The organism is Brevibacterium sp. FME37 (genome assembly GCF_014897485.1).
GTDB lineage: Bacteria > Actinomycetota > Actinomycetes > Actinomycetales > Brevibacteriaceae > Brevibacterium.
Map to the genome: position 1 here is coordinate 65,051 of NZ_JABUYE010000012.1, position 14,743 is coordinate 79,793.

The 14,743-nt window shown below is 64.2% G+C and carries 17 protein-coding genes; 5 read left to right on the top strand and 12 right to left on the bottom strand.

What is annotated here, in order from left to right; translation table 11 throughout:
* Window positions 1-7: 7 nt before the first annotated feature.
* The 4 genes from INT29_RS14035 to INT29_RS14050 form a co-directional block, all read right to left on the bottom strand.
* Window positions 8-1,435, bottom strand: coding sequence for an amidase (locus INT29_RS14035; RefSeq protein ID WP_009883179.1), 1,428 nt, complete (start codon window positions 1,433-1,435; stop codon window positions 8-10).
* A gap of 52 nt (window positions 1,436-1,487) precedes the next feature.
* A complete protein-coding gene (locus tag INT29_RS14040) occupies window positions 1,488-1,847 on the bottom strand; it encodes a winged helix-turn-helix domain-containing protein (RefSeq protein ID WP_009883178.1) in 360 nt (119 codons plus the stop codon).
* Between the two features lie 19 nt (window positions 1,848-1,866).
* The gene (locus INT29_RS14045; protein ID WP_096160273.1) at window positions 1,867-2,286 is read right to left on the bottom strand and encodes a hypothetical protein; all 420 of its coding nucleotides are present in this window, start codon (window positions 2,284-2,286) and stop codon (window positions 1,867-1,869) included.
* 121 nt (window positions 2,287-2,407) lie between these two features.
* A complete protein-coding gene (locus tag INT29_RS14050; RefSeq protein ID WP_009883176.1) occupies window positions 2,408-2,860 on the bottom strand; it encodes a flavodoxin family protein in 453 nt (150 codons plus the stop codon).
* A gap of 42 nt (window positions 2,861-2,902) precedes the next feature.
* Between INT29_RS14050 and INT29_RS14055 the strand changes: the two genes are divergently transcribed.
* The 3 genes from INT29_RS14055 (at window position 2,903) to INT29_RS14065 (ending at window position 4,967) form a co-directional block, all read left to right on the top strand.
* On the top strand, window positions 2,903-3,832 hold the full coding sequence (locus INT29_RS14055; protein WP_096160272.1) for a Sir2 family NAD-dependent protein deacetylase: 930 nt from the start codon (window positions 2,903-2,905) through the stop codon (window positions 3,830-3,832).
* Window positions 3,829-4,431 carry a TIGR03085 family metal-binding protein gene (locus tag INT29_RS14060; protein WP_009883174.1) on the top strand — a complete coding sequence of 201 codons (603 nt, stop codon included), beginning with the start codon at window positions 3,829-3,831 and terminating at the stop codon, window positions 4,429-4,431. Before INT29_RS14055 ends, INT29_RS14060 begins: the two co-directional genes overlap by 4 nt.
* Before the next feature lie 125 nt (window positions 4,432-4,556).
* Window positions 4,557-4,967 carry a DUF4190 domain-containing protein gene (locus tag INT29_RS14065; protein ID WP_096160271.1) on the top strand — a complete coding sequence of 137 codons (411 nt, stop codon included), beginning with the start codon at window positions 4,557-4,559 and terminating at the stop codon, window positions 4,965-4,967.
* On the opposite strand, the gene INT29_RS14070 is transcribed toward INT29_RS14065, so the two are convergent.
* The 8 genes from INT29_RS14070 to INT29_RS14105 are packed head-to-tail and all read right to left on the bottom strand — an operon-like array spanning window position 4,964 to window position 10,572.
* Window positions 4,964-6,592: a polyamine aminopropyltransferase gene (locus INT29_RS14070; protein WP_096160270.1), complete on the bottom strand. Its 1,629-nt coding sequence runs from the start codon at window positions 6,590-6,592 to the stop codon at window positions 4,964-4,966. The genes INT29_RS14065 and INT29_RS14070 overlap by 4 nt on opposite strands.
* Window positions 6,589-7,014 carry a DUF350 domain-containing protein gene (locus tag INT29_RS14075; RefSeq protein WP_096146605.1) on the bottom strand — a complete coding sequence of 142 codons (426 nt, stop codon included), beginning with the start codon at window positions 7,012-7,014 and terminating at the stop codon, window positions 6,589-6,591. The genes INT29_RS14070 and INT29_RS14075 overlap by 4 nt, the downstream gene beginning before the upstream one ends.
* A gap of 48 nt (window positions 7,015-7,062) precedes the next feature.
* Window positions 7,063-7,404 (bottom strand): hypothetical protein, encoded by a 342-nt coding sequence (locus INT29_RS14080; protein WP_009883168.1) that lies wholly within the window; start codon window positions 7,402-7,404, stop codon window positions 7,063-7,065.
* Window positions 7,401-7,979, bottom strand: a complete 579-nt coding sequence (locus INT29_RS14085; RefSeq protein ID WP_096158354.1) for a DUF2617 family protein — start codon at window positions 7,977-7,979, stop codon at window positions 7,401-7,403. The genes INT29_RS14080 and INT29_RS14085 overlap by 4 nt, the downstream gene beginning before the upstream one ends.
* Window positions 7,979-8,596 (bottom strand): DUF4178 domain-containing protein, encoded by a 618-nt coding sequence (locus INT29_RS14090; protein WP_096158355.1) that lies wholly within the window; start codon window positions 8,594-8,596, stop codon window positions 7,979-7,981. The genes INT29_RS14085 and INT29_RS14090 overlap by 1 nt, the downstream gene beginning before the upstream one ends.
* A 38-nt stretch (window positions 8,597-8,634) precedes the next feature.
* Entirely contained in the window at window positions 8,635-9,684 is a 1,050-nt protein-coding gene (locus tag INT29_RS14095; protein WP_096158356.1) for a GNAT family N-acetyltransferase, read from the bottom strand.
* 31 nt (window positions 9,685-9,715) lie between these two features.
* The gene (locus INT29_RS14100; protein ID WP_125177998.1) at window positions 9,716-9,907 is read right to left on the bottom strand and encodes a hypothetical protein; all 192 of its coding nucleotides are present in this window, start codon (window positions 9,905-9,907) and stop codon (window positions 9,716-9,718) included.
* Window positions 9,904-10,572: a DUF1707 domain-containing protein gene (locus INT29_RS14105; protein WP_096158358.1), complete on the bottom strand. Its 669-nt coding sequence runs from the start codon at window positions 10,570-10,572 to the stop codon at window positions 9,904-9,906. Before INT29_RS14105 ends, INT29_RS14100 begins: the two co-directional genes overlap by 4 nt.
* 116 nt (window positions 10,573-10,688) lie before the next feature.
* Here INT29_RS14105 and INT29_RS14110 point away from each other — a divergent pair, with 116 nt between their 5' ends.
* Both INT29_RS14110 and recR read left to right on the top strand, forming a co-directional pair.
* On the top strand, window positions 10,689-13,973 hold the full coding sequence (locus tag INT29_RS14110; protein WP_193072007.1) for a DNA polymerase III subunit gamma and tau: 3,285 nt from the start codon (window positions 10,689-10,691) through the stop codon (window positions 13,971-13,973).
* The gene (gene recR, locus INT29_RS14115) at window positions 13,970-14,575 is read left to right on the top strand and encodes a recombination mediator RecR (protein WP_101570751.1); all 606 of its coding nucleotides are present in this window, start codon (window positions 13,970-13,972) and stop codon (window positions 14,573-14,575) included. The genes INT29_RS14110 and recR overlap by 4 nt, the downstream gene beginning before the upstream one ends.
* The last annotated feature ends 168 nt before the right edge of the window (window positions 14,576-14,743 follow it).

A 14,743-nucleotide genomic window follows, 5' to 3' on the forward strand; every position in this document is an offset into this window, starting at 1 on the left:
GCCTCGACTAGACGGCCACGATGTGAGGGTGCTGTCGGTGGAAATCGGTGGCCTGCTGGAAGGTATGCCCAGCGGCCAGCAGCAGGCCCTCCTTGAAGTCACCGGCGACGAACTGAGCAGCCAGCGGGGTGCCGCGCTCGGTGAAGCCGGCGGGCAGAGTGATCGAGGGCATGCCACAGTTGTCGATCGGTGCCGTCGGAATCGTGACTCCGGCGAACAGCTCGGCGTCGGAGCCGAGATTCTCCATCTGTGAAATCGTCGGTGAGGCGGCTCCGATGCCTGGAAGCAGCAGCAGGTCGATGTCGGACATGAGAGCGCGCATGCGACCGGTGAATGCTCGCCGGGATTCGAGCAGCTCGTGGTAGTCGATGGCGCTGAGGCCGCGCCCGATCTCGATGAGGCCGGCGAGGTCGGGACCGTACTCGGCCGACCTCGACGGGTAGTTCTCTGCGTGAACGCCCGCGGTCTCGATTCCGCACAGGGCAGTCCATTCCTGTGCCGCTTCGGCGAATCCGGGGGTGCGCACGTCGAGGACGCGCCAACCGAGGTCGAGGAGCACCTCGATGGTGGATTCGAGCATCTCGTTGGTGACGTCATCGAAATGTTCGGCTGCCAGTTCGCGGTCGAATCCGACGACCGGGGTGGTCTCGAGCCTGAGCTGCCGGCTGTAGCGGGGCACCGGTTCAAGCGCCGACGTCGGGTCGTTCGGGTCATGGCCGGCGATGGCCTCGAGGATGATGGCGGCATCGCGTGCGCTGCGCGTCATCGGTCCGATGTGGTCAAGGCTCGGCGCCAAGGGAAAGATGCCGTTGCGTGAGACCCGGCCCCAGGTGGATTTGAGTCCGGTGACCCCATTGGCCGAGGACGGCAGTCGGATCGAACCTCCGGTGTCCGAGCCCAACGAGCCGTAGCAGAGGCCGGCTGCGGTCGCGACGCCCGAACCGCTCGAGGAGACCCCTGACCAGGTGTTGGGCTCCCAAGGGTTGACCGGGGTCGGCAGGTCGGGATGATGTCCGGTGAACGCACCCTCGGTGAGCCGCAGCTTTCCCAGGATCACCGCCCCGGCCGCCCGCAGGCGAGCCACGACGGTGGCGTCGAAGTCGGGCTGGAAGTCGGCGTGGATCGTGGTGCCCGCACCTGTCGGCGCGTCATGGGTGTAGGCCAGGTCTTTGATCGCCAGCGGCACACCGTGCAGCGGACCCAGCCAGTCCCCGCGCGCCAGACGTTCATCGAGGTCGTCGGCGGCGGCCAAGGCCGATTCGCGCATCAGGGTGACGAAGGACAGGAGGTGAGGGTCGAGTTCGTCGATCCGGTCGAACATGGCCTCGGTGGCTGCCCTGGAGCTCAGCCGCCCGGATCTGATGAGTTCCGAGACCTCGTGCAGCTCACGGAACTCGAGTCCGCTGTTCGCCGAGGTGGTTGTGCTGCTGGCCATGGACGCCTCCTTGCATCGGTTGTCCCCATGCTAACCGGGAAATCTCAGAACGTCACTGCTGGTCAGCGCCGCCCCCGGCGAGCTCCCGCAGGGCCTGAACGTGAGCGTCGAGTCGGGCGCTCCCGTCTGTGCTGATGGCGACCCATGTGCGGGGGCGTTTGCCGACATAGCCCTTTCGGACCTCGACCAGCCCCGCCTTCTCGAGGGCGGAGATGTGGCGGGAGAGCACGGAGTCGGAAACGCCGAGGGAGTCGCGCAGGAGTTTGAATTCCGCGCGGTCCCGATTCTTCAGACTCGCCACGATGCCGAGTCGAGTGGGATTGTTCAGATCTGATTCGATCCGAGTCAAGGACTCGCCGAGGTTGTCCATCGTGTCATCGGATTCGTCGTCGGTGCTGATGTAGGGATTCATGATCGTGCCTCGTCCTTTCTCAGCGGCGCAGTCCGACAAGGGCCATGATGGGGGAGAGGACCCAGATGAAGCCGGCAGCGGCGAACGGCACCCACGACGTGGGAGTGAACGAGTCGACGATGATCGCTGTGAACAGGGCGACGAAGGTCAGCGGCAGCCAGGTGCAGAGCAGGACGGTTGACCGGCGACTCCAGCTCAGGGCCTTCACGGAATAGACGATGAGGGCCGGCACCAGCCAGGCGCCGCCGGCGCCGAGGATGATCAGTTGGATCGTATTGTCCTCGATGAGTCCGACGGCGAGGATCCCCACAGAGATGGCCGCACTGTAGACGAAGAGCATCGTGACCAGCGGCCAGGCATCGCTGGATCGGGCGTGGGCCTGATTCGACTCGACCTGTGAGAGAAGGTCCTTGGCCTGCTGCGGGGTGGGCGTGGTCATGACAACTCCTTTGTTGCTGTCCTCACCGAGAAACGGTGACTTCCTGATGGAAGTAATTACAGCTTAGCAAGTACTTTCCATAATGGAAAGTACTTTCGCGAAGTTGTTCTCGCAGCAGGGCTCAGGCAGAAGCCGCAGCAGCCACTGTGGCTGCAAGCTCGGTGGTCGCGCCGAGGTGGTCGGCGGTGACCTCGCCGGTGACGATGAGCGGGTCGAAGGCGAGCCTCCAGCCCAGACCCGTCGTGATCTGCTTCATCGCGGTCTCCGCTCCGGTCGTGTCGTAGCCGCCGTGGATCCAATAGGAGAACGGGCGACCGGCGGTCGGCTCCCTGACCGCGTCGTACGTGGTGTCGAAGAAGTGCTTGAGGGCTCCGGAGATGTAGCCGAAGTTCGCCGTCGTGCCGAGGACGAACCCATCGGCGGCGAGCACGTCCTCGGCCGTCGCCTCCAAGGCGGGACGGACTATGACGTCGACGTCACCCAGCTCCGGCATGCGCAGTCCGGACAGGGCCGCCTCGGCGATTTCAGTCGTTGCCTGTGACGGGGAATGATGAACGAGCAATATGCTGACCATGGGACCAGACTAACCCTGCAGCATTTCGACGAGGGAGGATTCGTGGCAGTCATCTTTGATCCGCTCCGCGGGCGGACACGACCCGAGCCCAGCCACAGCGATGATGAGATCATCGACGTGCTCACCGGCGCTGCCGGGGCCGTGGGAATCGACACTTCCGGGTGGGCGGTGCTGACCGGGGCCGGGATGAGCACGGATTCGGGAGTCCCCGACTATCGGGGACCCGACGCCGTTCCCCGCCAGCCGATGACGATCCAGACCTTCCTATCCCATCCCGACCAGCGAGCCCGCTACTGGGCGCGTTCCTGGGTGGGCTGGCCGCGGATGCGCTCTGCCCGGCCTAATGCGGCACATCTGGGGCTCGCTCAGCTGCCCGTCGCCGGCATCGTCACGCAGAATGTCGACGGACTCCACCAGGCCGCGGCACGGGAGGAGGGCAGTCGCAGTCCGGTCATCGATCTGCATGGCAGCCTGGATCGTGTCATCTGCCTCAAGGAAGGGCACATGTTCGACCGAGACTGGGTCCAGATCCAGTTGAGCGAGCTCAACCCCGAGTTCGCGAAACTCGTGGGAATCGATCCGATCGATGTCGAGACGGCCCCCGACGGTGACGTGGATCTGGAGGAGACGGCGGACTTCGTGGTCACCGACTGCCCCCGCTGCGGTGGAATCCTCAAACCCGATGTCGTGTACTTCGGTGACTCCGTGCCTCCGGCGAGGCTGCAGGAGGCGAATCGCATCTGCGCTGAGGCGAGTGGAATCGTCGTGCTCGGATCCTCGCTCGCGGTGTTGTCGGGGCTGCGTTTCGTGCGGGCGGCGGCGAAGGCCGGGAAGCCGGTGGTCATCGTCACAGACGGTCCCACCAGGGGAGATGAGCTTGCTGACTACCGCTCGATCTCCCGCGTCGGCGACTTCGTCAAGGGGTGGGCACTCAGAGGAATCCAAGGCGATGATGACAAGCTTCAGGCATGAGCAATCTTGCCCGAACCGAACGCCTCCGCCTCGTCGATACAGCCAACAGGGCCGGTGAAGACGCCCCGACGCTGTGCGAGGGCTGGACGACACGTGACCTTGCCACCCACCTCGTCATCCGCGAACGCCACCCCGTGGCCGCCCTCGGCATCTTCATGCCGAAGCTCGAAGGCAAGCGCGAGGAGCAGGAACGTGTGTATGCCGCGATGCCGTATTCGAGTCTGCTGGGTCTCGTGGCATCCCCGCCGAGGTGGACCCCGGGTCGGTGGCCCGGCGTCGAATCCGTGATGAACACCGCCGAATACATCGTCCACCACGAGGACATCCGACGCGCGGAGATCGAATGGATCCCACGCAGGCTGTCCCTGCCGGAGAACCGTGCCGTGTGGACAGCGTGCCGAACCGCGCTCCTACCCTTCGCTGCCAAGGCCGAGGGCCGCGTCACGATCGTCAGCCCCGGATTCGGCCAGCACAGCACGGGCAGAAAATCCGGCGGGAGTAAGGGCGGTGCCCAGGGGCTCACCATCACCGGTGAACCCGTGGAGATCCTGCTCTACCTCATGGGCCGAGAGGACCATGCCCTCGTCGATGTGAAGTGAGGGACCGCATCGTTGGGCGAGGCGGGGGAAAACCCCCGAACAGCTGAACGGTTTGTATCATTCCCCTGCCAAGTGCAAGTTCCTAAGCTGATACCAACAGCAGCCGCACAAGCAGAGGCAGAAAGATGAACCCCACCCCCACCCCCAACTCCGACTACACAGCAGAGACCAACTACCCCTCGAACACCGGCAGCCAGGGCTACCTGGAACCGAACCAGGGCTACGCCACCGGCGCACAGCCACCGCAGTCCTACCGCGCCCGGGCAGAGGAAGATCCGGGCAAGGTCCTGGGAATCATCTCCCTCGTCGCGACCCTCTCGACCTTCCTGGGCTTCAACTTCCTCGGCCCCATCGTCGGCATCATCACCGGCCATATGGCGCGCAAGAACTCACGAAGCGCGGGTTTCGGCGACAACGAGATGGGCAAATGGGGCTTCATCCTCGGCATCGTCTTCATCTCAGTGGCGGTGCTGGGCGGACTGCTCGGGCTGTCCATCGCAGGATTCGCCGGACTGGCAGGACTCCTCGGGGCCTAGTACCCGACCCAGGCTCCGCGCTCCTGGTCGAGCACGCGAGGGTGGAGCAGGGTCGAGGCCTCAACATCACCGACGGAAGCCCGATCACGGTCGGGCGCGAACGTGGTGGAGGACGCGAGCACTTCAGCCGTCGCGAATTTCAATCCCTCGGGAGCATCCCGGGGGATTGTCACGTTCGGACCCTGCTCCTCGGCTCCACTGCCTTCGGAGGCATCGGCCAGGAAATAGCCCCAGTCACCGAAGCTGGGGACATCGACGTGATAGGGCGTGGTGGCCAGGCCCGCCTCGGCGACGGCTTCCCCGATGCCCCAATAGGCCTCCGGAGCGAAGTACGGGGAGCCAGCCTGGACGACGAGCCTGGCCTCGGGGGACATGACCTGTTTGATCAGTCCGTAGAACTCGATGCTGTAGAGCTTCGAGGTGGCGACATCGTCCGGATCCGGGAGATCGGCGATGACCGCATCGTAGGCGGTGTGCTCGGCTTCGCGCAGCCAGGTGAACGCATCGGCGGCGATGGTCTTCACTCGGGGATCATCGAGGGAGTCTTCGTTGAAGTCAGTGAAGTGGTCCGATGTCTTGGCGAGTTCGAGGACGCGGGGGTCGAGGTCGACGAGTGTCACCGATTCGACATCGGGATATTTGAGGATCTCCCGCACAGCCAGACCGTCCCCGCCGCCGAGGACGAGGACATTGCGCTTGGGCCCATCCATGAGCGGATGGACCAGGGACTCGTGATAGCGATATTCGTCGGCCGAAGCGAACTGCAGATCTCCATTGAGGTAGAGCCGCGTGTCCCCGGTCTTCTGTGACTCGGTGAGCACGATCTCCTGGTAGTCCGTGCGCTGGGAATAGACGATCGGATCCCGGTAGAGGCGCTGCCGGGTCGTCATCTCGATGTCGTCGGTGAACACCCAGACCACGGTGAGTCCGCCGACGATGAAGACGAGCAGGCCAGCCAGGATCACCTGTGTGCGGGTGCGGATCTCGGTGCGGAAGAGCCAGAGCACGATGAGGATGCCGACGACGGCATTCGTGATCCCCACCGCCAGAGCGCCTCTGGGCAGACCGAAGATCGGGAGCAGGATGAAGGGGAAGGCGAGCCCGCCGACCAGCCCGCCGACGTAGTCCGCGGCGAAGAGATCGGCGACGGCGCTGGAGGCCTTCTGCGCCCGGATGCGTTGGACGAGCTCCATGAGCAGGGGGATCTCCGCGCCGATGAGCGCGCCGATGACGAAGGCGAGGGCGACCATCGCGACTGTGTAGATGTCGGCGAAGGCGAAGGCGAGGTAGAGCAGGATGACCGAGAGGCCGCCGATGATGCCCAGCGCGGCCTCGATGAGGGCGAAGGCGACTGCGGCGAACTCGGTCAGGCGCTTCGTGGCCAGGGACCCGATGCCCATCGCGAATACCATGACCGAAAGGACGATCGAGGCCTGAACGATGGTGTCGCCGAGGAGGTAGGAGCCGAGTGCGACGAGCGCGAGCTCGTAGACCATGCCGCAGCTGGCGCAGATGAAGACGGCCAGGAGCACGAAGAAGCGGGCGGGTCCTGGCTTCAGCGGCAGCGTGATCGGTTTGCTGCCGCCGATGCTATCGGCGTCAGCGGATTCTGTCGGTGAACTCAAAGGAGCGCTGCGGCCATGATGCCCGCGATGCCCACATGAGCGGAGGCATTGACCCACACTTCAGGGTGAAACGCATCGGGTTTGATCATGTCGCCGAGCTTGCCGGGGGTGAAGGCGTCGATGAGCAGGAAGCTCAGGGCCATGAGGATGATGCCGACGATGCCGAAGACCAGGGTGGAGATGATGCCGAAGACGAAGTCATCCGCGCTGGCACGGATCGCGGCGATGACGATGATCGCCACACCGAGGAGGTCGGACGCGACGAGGATCACGGCATTCTTCGACTTCTGCTGCCAGAGGATGACGTGCAGCTTTCCCGGGGTGAGGAGGTCGACGACGAAGTAGCCGATGAGCATGAGCGCGAGGCCGCTCACGGCGTAGGAGAGGACGATCCCGATCTCAAGGAAGAGTTCTGCCAACATGATTGCCTTTCAGAGTGCTGTCGGTGCTGTCATTTGCCGCGAACGCTGTCATTTGCCGGTGCCGGGTCCGCCGCCGCGGAATCCCGAGCCGTCGCCGTAGTTCGATCCGACGCTGCTGGAGCCGCCGCCGAAGAAGGGCAGGAAGAAGAATCCGCCGCCACCGCCACCCGAGCCGTCCGAGTCATCCGTGCAGCCATTCATGATGTTGCCGAGGATCAGGACGATGACTACCAGTGCGATGACGGTGCCGCAGCCGGAGCGTTTCTTCGGGCCGCCGGAATTGTTGTTCGAGGGTCCGGAGCCGCGGTCTCCGCCGCCGGAGCCGCGCCCGTTCTCGGCGTCGAAGTTGAAGGAGCCTCCGCCCATGGAGACATTGGGATCGCGGCTCATGATCTCCTCCTCAGTTCGCTGTGGCTGTGCACGATCTGTCGGTGCTGTGGATAGCAGTGCCAGCTCCGCCAGGAGAGTTGCTCGGAACTGCAGTCGGTCAGGGCCAGCGCCGTCAGCGCACCTGGTTCACCGGGGAAGTCAACGACGAGGTGACGGTCGTGGGCACTCGAACGGGCCACCACCTCGGCGGCGGCATCACTGAAGCTGCCGGGAACATCTGTGAGCTCGCAGCGGAACTGATGTCGGGTGAATCCCGACCAGGTTCCAGCGGTGGTGCGGGTCGTGTCCCAGCCGGGACGCTCATCCTCGCCGAGGCAGGCGAAGGTTTCGATGAACGCGTCAGTGTTGTTGTCGCTCAGGATCACTTGGTGGGAGGAGCCGATGACGTGGAGCTCGAGCTGCAAACGATCCTGCCCATTCGACGACGGCAGGTCGATGAAGTCGGAGGCCAGAGGGGTGATGCGGCCATGGTTGAGGCTGAAGGTCAGCGCCTGGGCAGACGTATCGGCGAAGGCCACGTCGACGCTCAGGTGCTGGGCCGGCACCGGGTGTGTCAATGGGGGAGTGAGTGTCATCAGCTGCCCGAATAGATGGTGAAGGAACCGACCGGGATCGATTCGCCGGTGCTCACTTCCCAACGACCGTGGTCGAAGCGTTCGAAGGCGAGCAGCTTGTGGTCATCGGACTCGTAGTCGACGTAGTCGACGCCGCCCTTCTCATTGAGGCCGGTGGTGCCCTCGGAGCGATAGGAGGCGGTGCCGTGCTCGACGAGTTTGTACTCGGTGCCCTCGATCGTGATGGTCTTGGCCTTGGGCTCGATGTCGAGCTCGGGGCGATCACTCCACCGGGAGACCTGCAGATCGGGATCATTCTCGACGGTCAGCCACAGGCGGGTAGCCGACTGGTCGGCCTGGAAGAAGTGCTCGGCCCAGTCGTAGCCGCCCTCTGAGATGCGCAGGGTGCCGCGGACGAAGAACTTCTCATTGCCGAATTCGAGCAGGTCACCGGCCTTGATCGTCTCCGGATCCCCGCCTGCGTTCTGCTCCGGCGCGAACGGATCCTGTGGTCGGCGGGGTGCGGCCGCATTCTCTTCGAACTTGGGGCGGCTGGCAGCACGCCTGCGGATGACGATCACCGTGATGAGAACGACGATGATGAACACCAAGACGGTGATGAGGATATTCGATGACACGGGTGCCTGCTTCGATCAGATAGCCGGAACTTTCACACTCAACTGTAGTCGAAACGTCCCTCGAGCGCGGTCATGGAATCCGCAGGGAAGAAGCCGAGATCCCGGTTGAGCGCGTGCATCGGCCCATTGCCCGTGGCTGTGTAGGTCTGGATCCAGTCGGCCTGGGCGACTTCCGGGATCTCGTGGAGCTGGCGCATGTTCGCGACCTTGAGCCCGCGTCCGATGCCACGACCGCGATACGCTGCCTCGACGAAGGTGTCCTCCTGGACGACGATGTCCGTCTCGTGGCGAGAGACCATGATCTCCGTGTACCCGACAGCAACCGGCCCGTCAGCGGCATTGTCGTCGACCTCGGCGGTGTGGTCGTCGACGTGGGCGATCGAGCTGACCAGAATCCAGCCCTGGTCGGCCATCCGCTCCTCATGGGTGCGGATCGCGTCGGCACCGGCATGCTTGAGCGTGCGCGTGAGGTCACCGACCGGGACGTCCTCGTCCATCTGCTGACGCAGCCGTGCCCAGTCCTCGACTGCTTCGTCCGGGCAGCCACCGATCCACGAGGTGATGGACACATTCGGATCGGGGTCTATCGCCAGCCGTGACTTCACAGCCGGGTCCCTGTAGCGGTTGGCATCATCACGCAGGTAGGCCGGCAGGTCCAGCAGCAGCCGCTGTTCCTCATTGCCGATGATCAGTCCCTGTGCCTGTGCGAAGGCCACCCCCTCCGGGCAGTAGGTTTCGGTCTGGACGAGCTCCGTGCGTCCACGCAGCAGATCCGCGACGGCTCCGGCGATCGACGTGCCGTGTCCCTGTCGTCGGTGCGCGGGCAGGATCCCGATTTCGACATCGGCAGGGGCGTCGGTGACGATGTTGATCTCGGCGCCGCCGACGGGTACTTCGCCGAGGTGGGCCACGAGTGCGATGTCGGCCTTGTCGGAGCGCGGCTGTGCGAATTGGGTGAGGGTCGACTCGAGGCTCTGCCACCAGGCGGCGGTGCGGCCGACGGTGTAGGCCTCACACATGAGCGCACGCCATTGCGTGAGCCCGTCGACGTCGTCGGGCTCGATGCGGGCGATCTGGACATCGACCATGACTTGAGTCGACCACGCTTCGACCCGGATTTCAAGGATTCGAGGGAGGGTCCGATCCGTCCTCAGGTCCCACCTCGGCGTTGGGATCCTCTGTGGGCAGGCGGGAGCCGATGTGTGCGTTGGGACGATTCATCACCCGGTAGACGAGGAAGGCACCCACGCTGAAGACCACGATGATGGTCAGGATGAGGAAGATGACGGCGCCGAGACCCGGCTCCATCACTTGGCCATCCGACGACGGTCGAGGAAATTCGCGAAGCGGGCCCGGAAGGAACCCATGCCGATCGAGCCGGTGACTTCGATGATCGGCTTGCGGCCCTCTGGAACAGCGTTGACCACGGACTTCACCGAGCCCCAGGACTTGGACAGGTCGTCGACGTTGACGGCCCAGTCATCGGGAACGACGACGACGACCGACCCCATTCCGGCGACGACTTCGACATGGATGACCTCAAGGTCGGTCTCGACCTCGAGGAAGTTCAGTTCGACGTTCGACATCGACGGCTCGCACCTGATGTAGGGCGGGACCTGCCACCGCCCGCGGCGGAGGTCGCTCTCCCAGCCGGCCTTGATGACCAACGGCTTGCCTGAGTCGATGGCCCGGCCCGCAGGAGTCGATCGGGCGACAGCGCTACCGGGACGGAATCGATCAGAGGGCAGTTGGATGGTGAGGTCGGAGAGGACCTCGTCGAGGTCAACCGGGAAGCGGGCAGCGTGGACCTTCTCCATGCGTTCGTCGAGCTCCTCCACCGTGATGCGACCGTCGCCGGCGGCTTCGCGCAGGACTTCGATCGCTTCGTCACGCTCTTTGTGCCCGATGCGGTAGGTCTTCGCCGGATCGTTTTCGGCATGATCGTCGTCAGGGAAATGGGAGGAGGAGTTGCTCATGATCTCTATCGTGCCCGATTCACGCGCTTGTCCACAACGACAGTGGGCGCAAGCTCACGATGGCGACGAGGAACGGGTGCGTGTGTCGTGTCAGCCGTTGGCATTAGGCTAAGCATGTGTCCACCGCACTGTACAGAAGATACCGCCCAGAGACCTTCGATGAGGTCATCGGTCAAGAGCATGTGACCGATCCGCTCAAGGCCGCGATCGAACGTGGCCGCATCAACCATGCCTACCTGTTCTCCGGCCCCCGAGGGTGTGGCAAGACCACCTCGGCACGGATCCTGGCGAGGTGTCTCAACTGTGCCAAGGGGCCGACTCCGGTGCCCTGTGGTGAGTGCCCGAGCTGTGAGGACCTGGCCAACGGCGGCCCGGGTTCGCTCGACGTCGTGGAGATCGACGCAGCCAGCCACAACGGCGTCGACGATGCCCGCGACCTGCGTGAGCGCGCGATCTATGCCCCGGCCCGTGATCGGTACAAGGTCTTCATCCTCGATGAGGCCCATATGGTGACCTCGCAGGGCTTCAACGCGCTGCTCAAGATCGTCGAAGAGCCGCCGCCTCACATCAAGTTCATCTTCGCGACGACCGAGCCTGAGAAGGTCATCGGCACAATCCGCTCGCGAACCCATCACTACCCGTTCCGCCTGGTCCCGCCCGAGGCTTTGGGCAACTACATGGAAGACCTGTGCAACCGCGAAGGTGTGCAGGTTGCCAAGGGTGTGCTGCCGCTCGTCGTGCGCGCCGGCGGCGGATCCGTGCGTGACACCCTGTCCGTGCTCGACCAGCTCATCGCCGGTTCGGGTCCCGACGGCGTCGACTACGCCGGAGCCATCGCGCTCCTGGGGTACACACCTGACTCCCTGCTCAGTGACATCGTCGATGCCTTCTCCGCCGGCGACGGCGGCGGTGTCTACCGTGCCGTCGAGCGGGTCATCGAATCGGGACAGGACCCGCGTCGCTTCGTCGAGGATCTGCTCGAACGCATGCGCGACCTCATCGTCATCAATGCTGCCCCCGAGGCGGCTCATGCCTTCTTGCCGGAGGTCCCTCCGGACCGCCTCGAGCGACTGACCCTGCAGGCCAGAGGTTTCGGCCAGGGAGAGCTCTCTCGAGCGGCGGACCTGCTCAACCAGGGCCTGACCGAAATGTCAGGAGCAACCTCGCCGAGGCTGCAGCTCGAGCTGATCTGTGCGCGCATCCTTCTGCCCGGCTCGGGTCGCAGTCGCGACGCCGTGCTCAGCCGTGTCGAACGGATGGAACGCCGCATCGGCATGTCCGCTTCGGGAACGGCCGCGAACATTCCCCCTGCCCCGCAAGAGGGAGCAGCTCAGCCGGATGTCGGTGTCCAGCAGCGAGAAGCCGCACCACAGACGGCAGTCGCTCCGCAGGCCGGAGCTGTCCCACAGGATGCAGGGCAGAACGCCACAGCGCAGCCGAATTCGGGGCAGCCAGCGCAAAGTCAGGGGCAGTCAGCGCCGAGTCAGGCGCCTGCGGCGCAGTCCTCGAGTCCAGCACCGCGCGATGATTTCGACGACCTTGCCGAGATGGCTGCCGCTGCGGAATCCATGCTCAACGAGCCACCGGCCTCGACTCCCGCGGACAGTCCTCAGGAATCTTCGGAATCTCGGCCGTCCGTCCCCGAGGAAGAGCCTCGCGAACAGCCCGTGGCCGAGCCTGCGCCTCAGGAGCAGACTTCGCGGCCTCCTGCACCAGCGAGCCAGGCTACCCAGCCTCCGGTTACTCAGCCTCCGTCTGAACAGGCCCGAACGCCTCAGCCCCAGAATGAGCAGGAGACGAACGGGCCGTCTGAACAGTCGGCGTCAGAAGCAGACTCTGCTTCGGAGACTGGAACTGTGGCTGGTGCCGGAAACATCGGTGGCGAAATCGAAGCGATTCGACGGGCCTGGCCGAGCATCCTTGCCGCCGTCGAGAAACGCAGCCGCCTGACCAGGGCGATCATTGCTGCGAATGCAATCCCGCAGTCGTACTCCGATGGTGTTGTCTACCTCGGATTCAACAACGCGGGTTCGGTTCAGGGCTTCCAGCAGAGAGACCACGCAGCGAAACTGGCGATGGCGATCAACGATGTCCTCGGCATTCAGGCGCGCATCGACATCGGCGATGTCGGTCGCATCGGCGGAAGTTCGAGTCAGACGGGTGCCGGAGGCGGAACCAGCGGCAAGGGTGCCTCGGTGCCGACTGTGAACGAGACCACCGGCAACCGGGGGCCAGCCCCCGCGCAGAGACGACCCAGTCCGCAGGAAGTGGCCGCGGTCGTCGGTACTCGCGAGGTCGACAAGCCACAGGTCGATCACGAGAAATTCTGGGAGACCAGCGGTTCACCTCAGGGCCCATGGTCCGATGACGACGAGGAGGGAGAACCGCCGGCGACACATGAGGCACCACCGTCACCGACTGGCTCCGAACCCGATCGATCGGCGGAAACACCCAGCGACGCCAACGACGCTCCGGCAGGAGCGCCTGCTTCGGCCGACGAATTCACACCGGATGCCTATCAGGCCTCGGACAGTGCTGCTGGGCCGGCCTCGGACAGTGCTGCCATGCCAGACACCCCATCGTCCACGCGCGAAGAGCCAGCGGCGTCCGCTGACCCAGTGTCGGAAGAGTCAGCCCCGGACTCGGATATCGTCGTACCCGATCTCTCTGACGATGATTTCTTCAGCGGACCCTCCGACTACGCAACGGATGAGCAATCGGACTCGCCGACGCAGACTACGTCCCAAGCACCCACTGTCGCGCAAGCGGCATCGGAAGCGCCGATGGAGTACGTGCAGCCACAGTGGGAGGAACCGACCTGGCACGATGGACCAAGCGACGGGCCAAGCAATGGGGCACCGAACCTCGGCGAGTCCCCAGACCGTGAAGCTCAGTCGCCAGATCCAAGCGACGAGGCCACGAGTGCGGGGTCGGGTGCTGTGGAAGTCGGGGCACTGGTTGTGCCTCCACCGGAAGATGATGATCTCGACTTCCTCGGTGACTACGCGGATGCGGATATGGGATTGTCGGATTCTGCGGCACAGCCACCCGAACAGTCACAGCCTCAGGTACCGCCACCACAGGCTGCACGACCGCAGGGACATGGGGGTGCGAAGCCATTCAAATCCCGGTTCGCTGCTCTTGCCGAGAAGCACGGCGGCAGCACACCACAGCCCCAGGCCGCCTCGGGAGGGAACGGATACCCGCAGAATGCGGACGGTTCGTTGACTGGAAACGCGGCGATTGACGCCGACGCGGATGCCCAACCCCAGGCCTCCGGCTCCGACGAGGACGAGTATGATCCGGAGACGGACCTTGACATCTCCGAGGCCCCACAGATCGGAGTGGCTGTGATCGCACGAGTCCTCGGCGGCGAAATCATTGATGAAAGAGAAGTATGAGCGCGGTTTACGAAGGTGCCCTGCAGGACCTGGTCGAGGAATTCGGCAAACTTCCGGGCATCGGCCCGAAGTCTGCGCAGAGGCTGGCGTTCCACATTCTCCAGTCCGAATCGGCCGATGTCAGCGCCCTGGCCCAGGCTCTGACCGATGTGAAGAAGCGCGTGCGTTTCTGCGATATCTGCGGCAACGTCTCTGAGGAGACTGAGTGCACAGTCTGCCAGGATCCGCGCCGCGATCGTTCGATGATCTGCGTCGTCGAAGAACCGAAGGACGTCGTCGCCATCGAGCGCACTCGCGAATACAGGGGGCTCTATCACGTCCTCGGCGGCGCGATCGACCCCATGGCAGGAGTCGGTCCCGACAACCTGCGCATCAAGGAACTGATGCCGCGTCTGCAAAACGGCGAAGTCAAGGAATGTGTCATCGCCACCGACCCCAACCTCGAGGGCGAAGCCACGGCCACTTACCTTGTGCGGCTGCTCAACTCGCTAGGTGTGACTGTGACGCGGCTGGCCTCGGGACTGCCGGTCGGCGGCGACCTCGAATACGCCGATGAGGTCACTTTGGGCCGCGCGTTCTCCGGCCGTCGCGAAATGGACTGAGCTGACTCCAGAGCCCCGCCTCTGCTGATCGTTTTCCTGTCGTCAGGGAGCGTCTCCTTCTGTCATTGATCGTTCGAGCCCCGTCCTTGACGCCATATCGATTATCGTGAAATATATTGTTTATCGATATATCGACTAGCGATAACTATTTGCAAATCGATGCGGTGG

Coding starts and splice junctions, on each gene's coding strand:
- INT29_RS14035 (WP_009883179.1), bottom strand. CDS start 1,435: ATGGCCAGCAGCACAACCACCTCGGCGAACAGCGGACTCGAGTTCCGT.
- INT29_RS14065 (WP_096160271.1), top strand. CDS start 4,557: ATGAACCCCACCCCCACCCCCAACTCCGACTACACAGCAGAGACCAAC.
- INT29_RS14080 (WP_009883168.1), bottom strand. CDS start 7,404: ATGAGCCGCGATCCCAATGTCTCCATGGGCGGAGGCTCCTTCAACTTC.
- INT29_RS14095 (WP_096158356.1), bottom strand. CDS start 9,684: ATGGTCGATGTCCAGATCGCCCGCATCGAGCCCGACGACGTCGACGGG.
- INT29_RS14045 (WP_096160273.1), bottom strand. CDS start 2,286: ATGACCACGCCCACCCCGCAGCAGGCCAAGGACCTTCTCTCACAGGTC.
- INT29_RS14060 (WP_009883174.1), top strand. CDS start 3,829: ATGAGCAATCTTGCCCGAACCGAACGCCTCCGCCTCGTCGATACAGCC.
- INT29_RS14085 (WP_096158354.1), bottom strand. CDS start 7,979: ATGACACTCACTCCCCCATTGACACACCCGGTGCCGGCCCAGCACCTG.
- INT29_RS14105 (WP_096158358.1), bottom strand. CDS start 10,572: ATGAGCAACTCCTCCTCCCATTTCCCTGACGACGATCATGCCGAAAAC.
- INT29_RS14050 (WP_009883176.1), bottom strand. CDS start 2,860: ATGGTCAGCATATTGCTCGTTCATCATTCCCCGTCACAGGCAACGACT.
- recR (WP_101570751.1), top strand. CDS start 13,970: ATGAGCGCGGTTTACGAAGGTGCCCTGCAGGACCTGGTCGAGGAATTC.
- INT29_RS14075 (WP_096146605.1), bottom strand. CDS start 7,014: ATGTTGGCAGAACTCTTCCTTGAGATCGGGATCGTCCTCTCCTACGCC.
- INT29_RS14040 (WP_009883178.1), bottom strand. CDS start 1,847: ATGAATCCCTACATCAGCACCGACGACGAATCCGATGACACGATGGAC.